Genomic DNA, 13,480 nt, shown 5'->3' with positions numbered 1-13,480 from the left:
CCTTATATGCGCATTGTTAAGCTGTCACCGCAGTCACTGGCGTTCCCCTCTCCTGAGGGCGCTCTGCGCGATCCTAACGGGCTGCTGGCCATTGGCGGCGATCTGACCGCGCCGCGTTTGCTGGCCGCTTATGAGCGTGGCATCTTCCCCTGGTTCTCGCCGGGGGAAGCCATTCTATGGTGGTCACCGGACCCCCGGGCGGTGCTGTTCCCGGCCGAACGTCATATCAGCCGCAGTCTGAAACGTTTTCTGCGCAGTAACCCTTTTCGCATTACGCTGAATCACGACTTTGCGGCGGTGATCGCCGCCTGCGCCGATCGACCGGAAGAAGGCACCTGGATTGGCCCGGAAGTACAACGTGCTTATTTGCATCTGCACCGCCTTGGCTTCGCCCACTCGATCGAGGTTTGGCAGGATGAAGAGCTGGTCGGTGGCATGTACGGTATCGCTCAGGGGGCGCTATTTTGCGGCGAGTCGATGTTTAGCCGCACCACTAATGCCTCCAAGTGCGCCCTGATGACTTTTTGCCGCCATTTTGCCGCTTATGGCGGAGAATTGATTGACTGTCAGGTGCTTAACGCTCACACTGCCACGCTGGGTGCGAGAGAGATCCCCCGAAGACAATTTTTGCAGCAGCTCAGCCAACTTCAGCGCAAGCCATTAGCGCCAGAGTGTTGGGCACCGCAAGTTTTACCCCCACAGCAGGTTGAACCACCCTCCCCAACAAACTAATTTTGCGGAAACGGTGCAATGTTCACCGACACTTCTTTACATAATGTGGGTTTTTCGGCATTATCTTGCCGGTTAAAAACTAAGGTAGTTAGACCTAGAGGATTCGATGGCCAAAGAAGACAATATTGAAATGCAGGGCACCGTTCTTGATACGCTGCCAAACACCATGTTCCGCGTTGAATTAGAAAACGGGCACGTGGTTACCGCACATATCTCCGGTAAAATGCGTAAGAACTACATCCGCATCCTGACGGGCGACAAAGTCACTGTAGAGCTGACCCCGTACGACCTGAGCAAAGGCCGCATTGTCTTCCGTAGCCGTTAATCGGCTCACTCGTCGCCAGCCGATGGCGGCACCGAGGATGTAATGCCTCCGGAGCCCTTTCCGTTTACCCCCGTAGCAACGTTCAACATCGAGTTGCAGGTGCGCAGGTAAACTGAGAGGGCTCAATCATTTCTGTTGTGGTGATGATTTTCACCCATAAAAAAAGCGATGCCGAAGCATCGCTTTTTCTTTATCTGACCCCGGACTTAGTGCACCGCACCTTCATCCGCTTTGCGCATTGACGCGCTGATAAATTGGTAAGTCAGTTTCTGATTCTCTTTGTCCAGCTCGACTTTCACCGAGCCGCCATCCACCAGTGAACCAAACAGCAATTCGTTGGCCAGCGGTTTCTTCAGGTTTTCCTGCATCACACGCGCCATTGGACGAGCCCCCATCGCACGGTCATAGCCTTTCACTGACAGCCAGTCACGCGCTTCGTCACTCACTTCCAGCGACACGCCCTTCGCATCCAGCTGCGCCTGCAGTTCGACGATAAACTTGTCGACAACCTGCTGAATAACCTCGGCCGACAGATGGTTGAACCAAATAATGTTGTCCAGGCGGTTACGGAATTCCGGCGTGAACACTTTTTTGATCTCTTCCATCGCGTCGGTGCTGTTGTCCTGCTGGACCAGACCGATCGATTTACGTTCTGTCTCGCGTACCCCGGCGTTGGTGGTCATCACCAGGATCACGTTGCGGAAGTCCGCCTTGCGACCGTTGTTATCGGTCAGGGTACCGTTGTCCATCACCTGCAGCAGCAGGTTGAACACGTCCGGGTGCGCCTTCTCGATTTCATCCAGCAGCACTACCGAGTGCGGATGTTTAAGCACCGCATCGGTCAGCAGACCGCCCTGATCGTAACCGACATAGCCCGGAGGTGCGCCAATCAGACGGCTGACGGTATGACGTTCCATATACTCGGACATGTCAAAACGCAGCAGTTTGATATCCATCGCCTTCGCCAGCTGAACCGTGACCTCGGTTTTCCCAACGCCGGTTGGCCCGGCAAACAGGAAGGAACCGACAGGCTTGCGATCGTGTCCCAGACCCGCCCGGCTCATCTTGATCGCTTCGGTCAATGCTTCAATCGCCTGATCCTGACCAAACACCAGCATTTTCAGACGGTCGCCCAGACTTCTCAACACATCACGATCGCTCGCTGACACGGTTTTTTCCGGGATGCGCGCGATACGCGCCACCACCGACTCAATATCGGCAACGTTGACGGTTTTCTTGCGCTTGCTGATCGGCATTAAGCGACTGCGAGCACCCGCCTCGTCGATCACGTCAATAGCCTTGTCCGGCAAATGGCGGTCATTGATGTATTTCACCGACAGCTCAACCGCCGCACGCACCGCTTTCGCGGTATAACGCACATCGTGGTGTGCTTCGTACTTGGTTTTCAGGCCGTTGATGATCTGAATGGTCTCTTCCGGCGTTGGCTCGGTAATGTCGATTTTCTGGAAACGACGGGCCAGTGCGCGGTCTTTTTCAAAAATGTTGCTGAATTCCTGATAGGTGGTCGAGCCGATGACCCGGATCTTGCCGCTGGAAAGCAGCGGTTTGATCAGGTTGGCGGCATCTACCTGCCCACCGGACGCCGCACCGGCACCGATGATGGTGTGGATCTCATCGATAAACAGGATGCTGTTCTTATCCTGCTCCAGCTGTTTCAGCAGGGCTTTGAAGCGTTTTTCGAAGTCGCCGCGGTATTTGGTGCCCGCCAGCAGCGAACCGATGTCCAGGGAATACAGGGTGCAGTCCGCCATCACTTCCGGAACGTCGCCCTGCACAATGCGCCAGGCCAGCCCTTCGGCAATCGCGGTTTTACCCACGCCGGACTCACCCACCAACAGCGGGTTGTTCTTGCGGCGACGGCACAGTACCTGGATAGCGCGTTCCAGCTCAGGGTCACGGCCAATCAACGGATCGATGCCGCCCACCCGGGCCAGTTGATTGAGGTTGGTGGTGAAGTTCTCCATACGGTCTTCCCCTCCGGACTGCTCTTCATTCACCGGGTTTTCCGCATTTGGCGCTTGGCCCGGCTCGTCTTTACGTGTGCCATGTGAAATGAAGTTCACTACGTCAAGACGACTGACGTCGTGTTTGCGCAGCAGGTAAGCCGCCTGCGACTCCTGCTCGCTGAAAATTGCCACCAGCACGTTGGCGCCGCTGACTTCGCTGCGGCCGGAAGATTGCACATGGAATACCGCACGCTGCAGTACGCGCTGGAAGCTAAGCGTCGGCTGAGTGTCGCGCTCTTCTTCACTGGCGGGCAGCGTCGGCGTGGTTTGTTCGATAAAGGCTTCGAGTTCCTGGCGCAGTGCAGCCAGGTCCACCGTACATGCCTCAAGCGCTTCCCGCGCGGCAGGGTTGCTGAGTAACGCCAGCAACAGGTGCTCCACGGTCATAAACTCGTGTCTGTGCTCACGCGCCCTGGCGAAAGCCATGTTGAGACTGAGTTCCAGTTCTTGATTGAGCATAAGCACCTCCCCAATAGATTGCCTTAATCAGGCTTTTTCCAGCGTACAAAGCAACGGATGCTCGTTCTCCCTGGCATAACGGTTCACATGTACGACCTTGGTTTCCGCCACCTCGGCGGTAAAAACACCACAGATCGCCTTGCCTTGATAGTGGACCGTGAGCATCAGTTGCGTTGCGCGTTCAATATCATAAGAAAAGAACTTTTGCAGAACGTCAATCACAAATTCCATCGGTGTGTAATCGTCGTTGTTAAGTATAACTTTATACATAGACGGCGGTTTTACCGCATCGATTTGTTTTTCTTCGGCTAAGTGTTCAAAATTTAGCCAATCGTTGTTATTGCCCATCGCTGCTCATCTTCTCTGCTCTGTCCTTTAATATGGGGACAGGTTCCGGTTATTCAAAGTGGGGTATTCATACTATTTTATCATCTTCGCCGCCATCCCGCCGCACTGGAACGTGCGCAAAAATCACTGACGAATTGTTACCAAACAATGTCAATAGCGTTACCTGCTTCAAACTTTGATGAACTGCACCCCACCGACAAAAGCCGATCCCTTGACGTGATGATCATTTGCTCTAGAGTGTAAATTCGTGAGCTGGTGGTGTTTTAACCACTCTCAGGCTCATCTGCTGCCTGCCATTGGCGGGTGCGAATTCAGTTATTCATCTCACCTAAAAATAGCGTTGCGAGGGATGTAAAAGCATGGAGACGGGTACTGTTAAATGGTTCAACAACGCCAAAGGGTTTGGGTTTATCTGTCCTGAAGGCGGCGGCGAAGACATATTCGCCCATTACTCTACGATCAAGATGGACGGGTACCGGACGCTAAAAGCTGGCCAGCAGGTCAGTTTTGACGTGCACCAAGGGCCAAAAGGGAACCATGCGAGTCTTATTGTGCCAGTGGAAAGCGAGGCGTTGGCCTAAACGCTTCCACCAAGTCAGTCTGAAACACCGCAAAGAATGCCAGCCGCCGTATGACTGGCATTTTTTATTATGCCCGTCGTATTTCAAGCTGCAGCGTTGTTACCTGCACTCACTCACCCCAGTTACTTACTTAAGTAAGCGCCTAGGGATGAGCGAGCTGGGCGCCTAACTGCAGCTTGAAATTCATAGGGCAGGCTATTCGCGCGCCAGCGCGTCAATCGGGTTAAGCCGCGCCGCACTGCGCGCCGGCAGATAGCCGAATACCACGCCGATCGCCGTTGAACAAACAAACGCGCTCAGCAACGCCGCCGGTGGGAAACTGATTTGCCACCCCGGTAGCACCAGTTGAACCAGCAGGCCGATGGCAAATGACAGCATGATGCCCAACGCGCCGCCGACCAGACACACCAGCACCGCTTCAATCAGGAACTGCTGCAGTACGTCACCGGATCGAGCCCCCACCGCCATACGAATGCCGATCTCACGGGTACGTTCTGTCACCGACACCAACATGATGTTCATCACGCCGATCCCACCAACCACCAGAGAAATTACCGCCACCAGCGTCAGGAACAGCTGTAGCGTACGCGTGGTTTTTTCTGCGGTCTGCACCAGACTGTCCATGTTATAGGTGAAGATGTCTTTCTTGCCGTGGCGCAGCGTCAGCAAGCGCGTCAACTGCTGCTCCGCCTCCTGGCTGTTGTAGCCCTCGCGAATACGCACGGTGATCGAATCGAAATAGGCGTTGCCCATCAGTCGGTTGGCCATGGTGCTGTAGGGCACCCAGACGTTCAGCGTCTTGCTGCTGCCGAACATCGACTGTTTTTCTTTCGCCACCCCGACCACCGTCGCCGGCATATTGCCCACCAGGATCACCTGCCCCACCACATCCTTCTGGTGCGGGAACAGCCGGCGCTGGGTATTGGCGTCAATCACCACCGTTTGCGACTGCGATTGCACCTGCAGTTGATCAATACCGATGCCCTGGGTAAAGGTCATGCCGTATACGCGGAAAAACTGCTCGCTGACCCCGGTGACGTTGGCCGCCACGTCGACGTTACCCAACCGCAGCCGCATGCTGCTGGTGATGGTGGGTGACAGTGCATTGACGTAGGGTTGCTCACGGAGCGCGGCAAGGTCGTCGTACTTCAGCGCCTGGCGAAAGGTCGGGTCGTCGTCACCAAAGTCCTTGCCGGGATAAATGTCGACCGTATTGGTGCCGATGGATTTGATGTCCGCCAGCACCATCTGTTTGGCGGCGTCGCCGATCACCAGGATCGACACCACCGAGGCGATGCCGATAATAATCCCCAGCATGGTCAACGCGGTACGCATTTTACTTGCCGCCATCGCTCGCCAGGCCATCACCAGCGCCTCACGGAAACGGCCGGTGGTTTGCTGCCAGGACGGGGCCGAGGCCACCATCTCCAGGGGTTTGGCGTTCGGGTTGCGGCGCTGTTCCGGCCGTGAATCGGCAATGATCGCCCCATCGCGAATTTCAATGATCCGCTCAGCCTGTCGGGCCACCGCCGGGTCGTGGGTGACGATAATCACCGTATGCCCCTGCTCGCGCAGTTGCTTGAGGATCGTCATCACTTCTTCGCCGGAGTGGCTATCGAGAGCACCGGTCGGCTCATCCGCCAGGATCACCTGCCCACCGTTCATCAACGCGCGAGCAATACTGACCCGTTGCTGCTGGCCACCGGAAAGCTGGCTTGGCCGGTAGCCCACACGCTCACTGAGCCCCAGGCGCTGCAACAACGCCACCGCCCGCTCGCGCCGTGCCGCCTTTCCCAGCCCGGCATACACCGCCGGGACCTCAACGTTATGCGCCGCACTCAGATGGGGCAGTAAATGATAACGCTGGAAGATAAAGCCAAAATGCTCACGCCGCAGCCGGGCCAACGCATCGCCATCGAGCGTCGCGACGTCCTGCCCCGCCACCCGATACACACCGGCGCTGGGCTTATCCAGGCAACCGAGAATATTCATCAGCGTCGATTTGCCGGAGCCAGAGGCTCCCATGATCGCCACCATTTCGCCGGCTTCGATGCTCAGGCTCACGTCCTTCAGGACCGCCACCGTCTGATCGCCCGATTGATAGCTGCGGCAAATACCGCTCAGTTCCAGCAAAGCGGCCATCAGAGAGCCTCCGCGCCGCCGCGGCTGACAATCACTTCATCGCCGATGTTCAATCCGCTGAGAATTTGCACGTCAATATTGTTCCGCAGGCCAATGGCCACCTCACGCTTTTCCTCCTTGCCCTGTTTCAATATCGAAACCTGGTAGCGATTATCGGCAATTTGATCGCCCAGCGCCGCCAAAGGAATGACCTGTGCCTGACTGACGCCAGCCAGTTGGATATGTACCTGCGCGGTCATTTGCAGTCGCAGCAGCCCCTCGGGGTTCGGCACTTCAAAACGTGCATAGTAAAAGATGGCGTTATTGACCTTTTCCGGCGTCGGCTGAATATCTTTCAGCACGCCGTCAAAGCGCCGGTTCGGATCGCCCAGTACGGTAAACCAGGCTTTTTGGCCCGGTTTGAGGCTGATAACGTCTGCTTCCGATACCTGAGCCTTCACCAACATGGTGCTGAGATCGGCCAGGGTCAAAATGTTGGGCGCCTGTTGTGCGGCGATCACCGTCTGGCCCTGCAAGGTGGTGATTTGCACCACGTCACCGTCCATCGGTGCTTCAATACGGGTAAACGCCAGATTGATTTTTGCGGTATCCAGGCTGGCCTGATTTCTGGCGATCTGCGCCTGAATGGTGCCCACCTGGGCTTTTTTCACCGCCAGTTGGGTTGCCGCCTGATCCAGATCCTGGCGTGATACCGCCTGCAGTTTGGCCAGCGCCTGATTACGCTGCAGCGTTACCGCGGCCAGCTGTTGTTCCGCCTGAGCCTGCTGCAACTGAGCATGCAATTCACGCAAGGTAGCCTCACCCTCTCGGATGCTGTTTTGCGCCTGCTGCGGGTCAATCACGCCCAGTAACTGGCCCTTTTTCACCCGGTCGCCAATCTCGACGTACAGGCTTTCCAACTGACCGCTGACCTGCGCGCCCACGTCAACTTTGCGCACCGCGTCAAGCTGGCCGGTCGCCAATACGTTTTGCTGTAGATCGCCCTTGGCAACCTTCACCGTTTTAAATGGGGTCGCTGTCGGATGACCAAAGTGCCAGGCCGCTACGGCGGCAATCGCCACCAGTACCACCAGCGCCATGACCCAGCGTCGCTTATGTCCTTTAAACCACGTCAAAATAGGTTCCTGTCTGTTGCAATTCAAGCTGCCAATGGCGGCAACGGAGGCTAAATTATCACGCACAGTGATGAATAACTAAACCTTAGCTCAACACATTGTGGAGACACCCTTGGTTACATTCAGTATTGAACTCCCGTTTAGTCAAGGCTTGTTGAAATAGCGCCATTCAACACAGTCAAGGATTTCATCATGTCTCAGCTCAGCTATCCACTCGTATCTGCTCGCCCGCTTAACGGCTGGCAACTGATGACGGCGCTGGCCAATGGCGACAAAGCGCCGAGCAAAGCCTGGAAGAAAACATCATTCCGCCTTAAGTTTGTCGGCCGTTCGTTATTTTCCTGGCGCACCACCAGTGGCCTGCTCAACATGCTGGCGTCCAACCCTTTGCTGGATGAGATCCTGAGCGCGCAACCCAACCTGCCGTGCAAGCTGCATCGCCCCTATCTGGCAGCAAACATGAGCAAAATCGAGGGCCTGTTCGCCCTGCGTGATCATTACGATCTCAGCAAACAACGCATGCCAATGAAAATGCTGCTCGGTCATCTGAACAAGCCCTTTATGCTGACCAGCGCCAGCGGCAAGAGTGGCGGTGCGGTGTCACTGGAGCTGGCAGCCATTGATCACCTGAATAAAGAAGGGGAGGCCACCCTGCTGCTGCGTAATGCCAACGGGATTATGCTGGCGGAAATCACCTTTGCACTGATGCACTTTCAGCAACAGCCAACGTTGTTTATCGGGGGTTTGCAGGGGGCCAATCACCAGGTACCGCACGCGGAAATCCAGCAGGCCACCAAAGAGTGCCACGGGTTATTCCCAAAACGGCTGGTGCTGGAAGGCATTTGCACACTGGCACGTCATCTGGGCATTCAGCAAATCGTGGCGGTCGGCAACAGCACCCATATCTATCAGAACTGGCGTTATCAGAGTAAAAAGAAACAACAACTGCATGCCGATTACGATCAATTTTGGATATCAATGGGCGGCAAGATGCTGGAGAGCGGCTATTTTCTGTTGCCGGAACACATCACTCGCAAACCCATCGATGACGTCGTCAGTAAAAAACGTGCAGAATACCGCCGTCGCTATCAACTGCTGGACGAGCTGGAACAGGGAATGGCGGAGCATTTCAACGCCCAATCCCGTTTTGCCGGGGCCTAATCGGCCCGGCCGCGTGCCAGCCAGATCACGCGTGAAAACATTTTCTTCAGCAGGGGGGGCACCGAATCCGTGCCCCGCTCACCCGCGTTCATCGCAACCTCAATCGCCAGGTCGGGCTTCGAGGAGTGATGCACCGCCTTGAGGATCACCTTACGTACCGGCATCTGGCCATTGCTCGGCACCGAGGCCACCCGGTAATAGACTGAGCTGAAGCCTTCACGGAACATAAAGTGTTCCATATCCGGTGCCGGTAACGCGGTCAAACGGTCGCGCTCGTTATCGTCATGGTTATCCAGCATGCTGCGTACGGTACTGGCGTATTTTCTCCCCGCCTCATCGCCGTCCACCAGCGCATGCCACTCAATGCCCATCCGCCGGGCAAACCTTAGCAACGGCTTCAGGCCGCACTGGGCAAACTCGATCACCCGCACCCCTTCCGCTTCAAAGTGATAGCCACACTGGCGCGCCAGCTCGTTCAGCAGCCAGACTTCCGTTTCACCTTCCACCAGCAGCCAACAGCGGGCAAACAACGACGACGGTCGGTTAAAGCGAATATGAAATGAAATGCGTCGCCCGTCCTCCGGGCCCAGCCCGCGTGGCCCAAGGCGATAAGTGGCAACCCGCCCCGACTCACGCACTAACCGGCAAACGTGCTCAACCGGCACCAGGGAGACCAATTCGCTGGAATTGGTGGTGGTGATGCGCTGCAGCGGCAGCTGGTTCAGCAGCCCCCAGGCCACCGACAGCATGATCGGATGCAGACGGGTCTCCGGATCCTCCACCAGCAACAGCGGCCGGGCGTGCGGATCCAGCTTGACGCTGCCCTTGGCCTGCAGCAGCGTAGAAAACATGCCCAGTAAAATAAGACGCATACTGCGGCTATTAGGTTCGGCCACCATGCGGTTGATACTGTCCAGCGAACGCCATGCCAGCTGATCCTGATCTTGATCCAGTCGCTGTCGGCGTGGCCTTGTCACCTGCGAGCCCTGTTCAGCGAAGTAGTGTTCCAGCAGTTGCTGCATGGCCGCCAGCCCCTGACGCATCTCGGCATTGGTCAATTTTTGCGGGTTACGCACCAACTCACGCGTCAATTGATCCAATTGCAGTGACAGCGCCTTGTTATCGGTCGGGTTTTCGTTATTCAGCGTACTGGGCCGCAGGCGGCGGATAAAACGCGCATCGCGCAGGCGCAGTACCGGGTGAATACGGATGATGGCGTGCACCAGTTGCTCAATATGATGCAATTGCATCGCATTGCCGTCGGCATCCAGGAAGCCGCGCCAGGTGCATACCGTATCGTCATCGGCCAATTCGCCTTCGCAACGGTAATAAATGCGGTTCAGGTTATCGTCACCCTTAATCCACAGTGGCGACAGATGGCGGTAACGGGGCAGATGAGCATGGCCAATGTCTTTTTCGCAGAAGGTAAAAACCACCTGCAAATGCCGATCTTTGGCCTCTTCCTCACCGGGCGGGAAATGAAAGTCATGCGCCTCAAAACGGTACAGCTTGGGCTCTGGAGCCAGTAGCAAGGTCAGCGCGTCAAGCAGGCTGGATTTACCCCAGGCGTTTTCGCCGAGCAGCAGCGTGTTGTCATCCAGCATCAGTGATAGCCGGTTGATGCCGCGGAAACCTACAATCTCGATACGCTCTAAGAACATCTGTCGCCTCCCGTGCGCATTGCCACCGTCCTTCATGGGGTGACCTCCTCAGAGCATGGTCAAAAAACCCCTTGCAGGTCAAGCAGGCGAGGTTAAATCTGCCGCTTTACTCCGGCCGTTGTTTTGGTTAGCTTGTTGAGCCCCGCCGGTCACCCGCGCGCCATCCGCTGAACAAAGGACGTAAGCTTCACCATGTATTCAGGACTGCTGATTATTCTGTTACCGCTGATTGCCGGTTACCTCATTTCTTTACGCAGCAGGACGTTACTGCAAACCATCAACCGCCTGCTGAGCGGGATGGTGTACGTGATCCTGTTCTTTATGGGCATCAGCCTGGCGTTTCTGGAGGATCTGAGCAGCAATCTGGTCTTGATCTTCCAGTATGCCTCGGTGTTTTTCCTGTGCATTCTCGCCGCCAGTTTACTGATGCTGATGCTGCTGGAACGCAAAATTCCGTGGCACAACAGCCATAAGCAGGAAAAGCTGCCCTCACGCCTGCATATGGCACTCGAGTCGTTCAAACTGTGCGGCGTGGTGCTCGGCGGCTTCCTGCTCGGCCTGACACAGTGGCAATGGCTGCAATTCGCCAATAAAGGCAGCGAGTACGCGTTGATTTTCCTGCTGCTGTTGGTCGGCATCCAACTGCGCAACAGCGGTATGACGCTGCGCCAGATCGTGCTTAACCGTCGCGGCATGATGGTCGCGGTCGTGGTGGTCGTTAGCGCACTGGCCGGGGGGGCTCTGGCGGCACAGCTGCTGGGGTTGCCAATTAAAGCAGGGTTGGCGATGGCGTCCGGTTTTGGCTGGTACTCGCTTTCCGGCATTCTGATCACCGACGCCTACGGCCCGGTCCTGGGTAGCGCCGCCTTCTTTAACGATCTGGCCCGCGAACTGGTAGCGATTATGCTGATCCCAACGCTGGTGCGCCGCAGCCGTTCCACCGCGCTGGGCCTGTGTGGCGCCACCTCAATGGACTTTACCCTGCCTGTGCTGCAACGCAGCGGGGGTATGGAGATAGTGCCGCCAGCCATTGTGCACGGCTTCCTGCTGAGTCTGTTGGCACCGGTACTGATCGCCCTGTTCTCTTGATCTCTGCCCGGGGGCATCACCCCCGGAAAGCGTAATAATTCCCATCCGCATGGCAAAATTGCGCTAAATCAAACTTGCCCTTGGTAGCATCACAAAAGCCTTTTTAAGCCCCGGTTGCCGATCTATGCTCTTAAACAAGCATTATAAATGCAACTTTAAAAAGGAAGCGATTATGTTCTGTGTGCAATGTGAACAAACCATCCGTACCCCAGCCGGCAACGGCTGCTCCTATGCCCAGGGCATGTGTGGCAAAACAGCGGAAACCTCTGACCTGCAGGATCTGCTGGTCGCAGCGTTACAGGGATTATCCGCCTGGGCGTTGCAGGCCCGGGCGCTCGGGATCGTCGATCATGATATCGACAGCTTTGCCCCACGCGCCTTCTTCTCGACCCTGACCAACGTTAACTTCGATTCCGAGCGCATCATCGGTTACGCGCGCGAAACCATCGCCCTGCGTGAGTCTTTGGCCGCCCGCTGCCGGTTGCTGGACGCGGGTGTACGCGTCGATCATCCCCTGGCCAGCCTGCAGTTGGCCGGCGATGATATGCCCTCACTGTTGCAACAGGCCGCTCAGTTTGCCCTGAATACCGATAAAACCGAGGTCGGTGACGACGTGCACGGCCTGCGCATGCTGTGCCTGTATGGCCTGAAAGGCGCTGCGGCTTATATGGAACATGCCCACGTGCTGGGCCAGTCCGATGACCAGATTTACGCCGACTACCACGCTTTTATGGCCTGGCTCGGCACCCAGCCGCGCGACGTGGATACCCTGCTGAATAACGCCATGGGCATCGGTAAAATGAACTTCAACGTGATGGCGATCCTCGATCACGGCGAGACTCAGGCCTATGGCGATCCGGTACCAAGTGCGGTTAACGTGCGCCCGGTGGCGGGTAAAGCTATTCTGATCTCCGGCCATGATCTGAAAGATCTGCGCATGCTGCTGGAACAGACCGAAGGCCAGGGCGTGAACGTCTACACCCACGGTGAAATGTTGCCGGCACATGGCTACCCGGAACTGAAAAAATTCAAGCATCTGGTGGGCAACTACGGCAGCGGCTGGCAGAACCAGCAAACCGAGTTTGCCAAATTCCCCGGCCCGATCCTGATGACCTCCAACTGCATTATCGATCCTGAAGTCGGTAACTATGGCGATCGTATCTGGACGCGCAGCATCGTCGGCTGGCCAGGCGTTAACCATCTGGAAGGGGACGATTTCGCCCAGGTGATCGCTCAGGCACAGGGCATGAGCGGCTTCCCATACAGCGAAATCGAACATATGATCACCGTCGGCTTTGGCCGCCAGACGCTGCTCAACGCCGCTGATACGGTGATCGACCTGGTGGCGCAAAAGAAACTGCGTCACGTCTTTTTGGTCGGCGGTTGTGACGGCAGCCGTGATGAACGCAGCTACTTTACCGACTTCGCCCGCAGCGTACCGCAAGACTGCCTGATCATGACCTTGGCCTGCGGCAAATACCGCTTCAACAAGCTGGATTTCGGTACTCTGGAAGGTTTGCCACGCCTGCTGGACGTCGGCCAATGTAACGACGCCTATTCTGCCATCATGCTGGCGGTCAAACTTGCCGATACCCTCGGTTGCTCGGTCAACGAGCTGCCGCTGAGTCTGGTGTTGTCCTGGTTTGAGCAAAAGGCAATCGTCATCCTGCTGACGCTGCTGTCACTGGGAGTCAAAAACATTGTCACCGGGCCGACTGCGCCGGGCTTCCTGACCGACAACCTGATGGCCATCCTCAACGACAAGTTCGGCATGCGTCCGATCACCACCGTTGAGCAGGATCTGCAAGCCCTTCTCGGCTGATAACGTTATTCCTGGGGT

At 56.4% G+C, this 13,480-nt stretch carries 11 protein-coding genes; 6 read left to right on the top strand and 5 right to left on the bottom strand.

Translation table 11 applies throughout. The annotated features are described in order from the left end of the window. The first annotated feature begins 6 nt into the window (after positions 1–6). Together aat and infA are read left to right on the top strand one after the other, a co-directional pair. Positions 7–732 (top strand): leucyl/phenylalanyl-tRNA--protein transferase, encoded by a 726-nt coding sequence (aat, locus tag QOT07_RS08730; protein ID WP_085116052.1) that lies wholly within the window; start codon positions 7–9, stop codon positions 730–732. A 106-nt stretch (positions 733–838) separates the two neighbouring features. Beyond that, positions 839–1,057 (top strand): translation initiation factor IF-1, encoded by a 219-nt coding sequence (gene infA, locus QOT07_RS08725; RefSeq protein ID WP_002211347.1) that lies wholly within the window; start codon positions 839–841, stop codon positions 1,055–1,057. A gap of 206 nt (positions 1,058–1,263) precedes the next feature. Here the strand turns inward: infA and clpA are convergent, their stop codons facing one another. Together clpA and clpS are read right to left on the bottom strand one after the other, a co-directional pair. Continuing rightward, positions 1,264–3,543, bottom strand: coding sequence for an ATP-dependent Clp protease ATP-binding subunit ClpA (gene clpA, locus QOT07_RS08720; protein WP_085116051.1), 2,280 nt, complete (start codon positions 3,541–3,543; stop codon positions 1,264–1,266). Between the two features lie 27 nt (positions 3,544–3,570). After that, the gene (clpS, locus tag QOT07_RS08715; RefSeq protein WP_004928347.1) at positions 3,571–3,891 is read right to left on the bottom strand and encodes an ATP-dependent Clp protease adapter ClpS; all 321 of its coding nucleotides are present in this window, start codon (positions 3,889–3,891) and stop codon (positions 3,571–3,573) included. Between the two features lie 359 nt (positions 3,892–4,250). Between clpS and cspD the strand changes: the two genes are divergently transcribed. Next, on the top strand, positions 4,251–4,472 hold the full coding sequence (gene cspD / locus QOT07_RS08710; RefSeq protein ID WP_012006105.1) for a cold shock-like protein CspD: 222 nt from the start codon (positions 4,251–4,253) through the stop codon (positions 4,470–4,472). Between the two features lie 195 nt (positions 4,473–4,667). Here the strand turns inward: cspD and macB are convergent, their stop codons facing one another. Continuing rightward, entirely contained in the window at positions 4,668–6,614 is a 1,947-nt protein-coding gene (macB, locus tag QOT07_RS08705; protein ID WP_283602932.1) for a macrolide ABC transporter ATP-binding protein/permease MacB, read from the bottom strand. After that, complete coding sequence (gene macA, locus QOT07_RS08700) at positions 6,614–7,729, bottom strand: macrolide transporter subunit MacA (RefSeq protein WP_099061799.1); 1,116 nt, start codon at positions 7,727–7,729, stop codon at positions 6,614–6,616. The genes macB and macA overlap by 1 nt, the downstream gene beginning before the upstream one ends. A gap of 192 nt (positions 7,730–7,921) precedes the next feature. Here macA and QOT07_RS08695 point away from each other — a divergent pair, with 192 nt between their 5' ends. Then, a complete protein-coding gene (locus QOT07_RS08695) occupies positions 7,922–8,890 on the top strand; it encodes a VirK/YbjX family protein (RefSeq protein WP_099061800.1) in 969 nt (322 codons plus the stop codon). Here the strand turns inward: QOT07_RS08695 and QOT07_RS08690 are convergent. Continuing rightward, a complete protein-coding gene (locus QOT07_RS08690) occupies positions 8,887–10,551 on the bottom strand; it encodes an ATP-dependent endonuclease (protein ID WP_283602930.1) in 1,665 nt (554 codons plus the stop codon). The two genes, QOT07_RS08695 and QOT07_RS08690, sit on opposite strands and share 4 nt — an antisense overlap. Positions 10,552–10,743: 192 nt before the next feature. Between QOT07_RS08690 and QOT07_RS08685 the strand changes: the two genes are divergently transcribed. Both QOT07_RS08685 and hcp read left to right on the top strand, forming a co-directional pair. Continuing rightward, positions 10,744–11,640: a LysO family transporter gene (locus QOT07_RS08685; RefSeq protein ID WP_112350301.1), complete on the top strand. Its 897-nt coding sequence runs from the start codon at positions 10,744–10,746 to the stop codon at positions 11,638–11,640. A gap of 172 nt (positions 11,641–11,812) precedes the next feature. Continuing rightward, complete coding sequence (hcp, locus tag QOT07_RS08680; protein ID WP_283602929.1) at positions 11,813–13,462, top strand: hydroxylamine reductase; 1,650 nt, start codon at positions 11,813–11,815, stop codon at positions 13,460–13,462. Positions 13,463–13,480 lie beyond the last annotated feature (18 nt).

The organism is Serratia proteamaculans (assembly GCF_949794035.1).
Classification (GTDB): domain Bacteria; phylum Pseudomonadota; class Gammaproteobacteria; order Enterobacterales; family Enterobacteriaceae; genus Serratia; species Serratia proteamaculans.
The sequence above is the reverse complement of the archived record's forward strand: the minus strand, read 5'-3'. Positions and strand labels throughout refer to the sequence as shown.

What these genes read in the sequence shown, in the direction of transcription:
- aat (WP_085116052.1), top strand. Translation starts at nt 7, where the DNA reads ATGCGCATTGTTAAGCTGTCACCGCAGTCACTGGCGTTCCCCTCTCCT.
- infA (WP_002211347.1), top strand. Translation starts at nt 839, where the DNA reads ATGGCCAAAGAAGACAATATTGAAATGCAGGGCACCGTTCTTGATACG.
- QOT07_RS08685 (WP_112350301.1), top strand. Translation starts at nt 10,744, where the DNA reads ATGTATTCAGGACTGCTGATTATTCTGTTACCGCTGATTGCCGGTTAC.
- QOT07_RS08695 (WP_099061800.1), top strand. Translation starts at nt 7,922, where the DNA reads ATGTCTCAGCTCAGCTATCCACTCGTATCTGCTCGCCCGCTTAACGGC.
- clpA (WP_085116051.1), bottom strand. Translation starts at nt 3,543, where the DNA reads ATGCTCAATCAAGAACTGGAACTCAGTCTCAACATGGCTTTCGCCAGG.
- clpS (WP_004928347.1), bottom strand. Translation starts at nt 3,891, where the DNA reads ATGGGCAATAACAACGATTGGCTAAATTTTGAACACTTAGCCGAAGAA.
- QOT07_RS08690 (WP_283602930.1), bottom strand. Translation starts at nt 10,551, where the DNA reads ATGTTCTTAGAGCGTATCGAGATTGTAGGTTTCCGCGGCATCAACCGG.
- cspD (WP_012006105.1), top strand. Translation starts at nt 4,251, where the DNA reads ATGGAGACGGGTACTGTTAAATGGTTCAACAACGCCAAAGGGTTTGGG.
- hcp (WP_283602929.1), top strand. Translation starts at nt 11,813, where the DNA reads ATGTTCTGTGTGCAATGTGAACAAACCATCCGTACCCCAGCCGGCAAC.
- macB (WP_283602932.1), bottom strand. Translation starts at nt 6,614, where the DNA reads ATGGCCGCTTTGCTGGAACTGAGCGGTATTTGCCGCAGCTATCAATCG.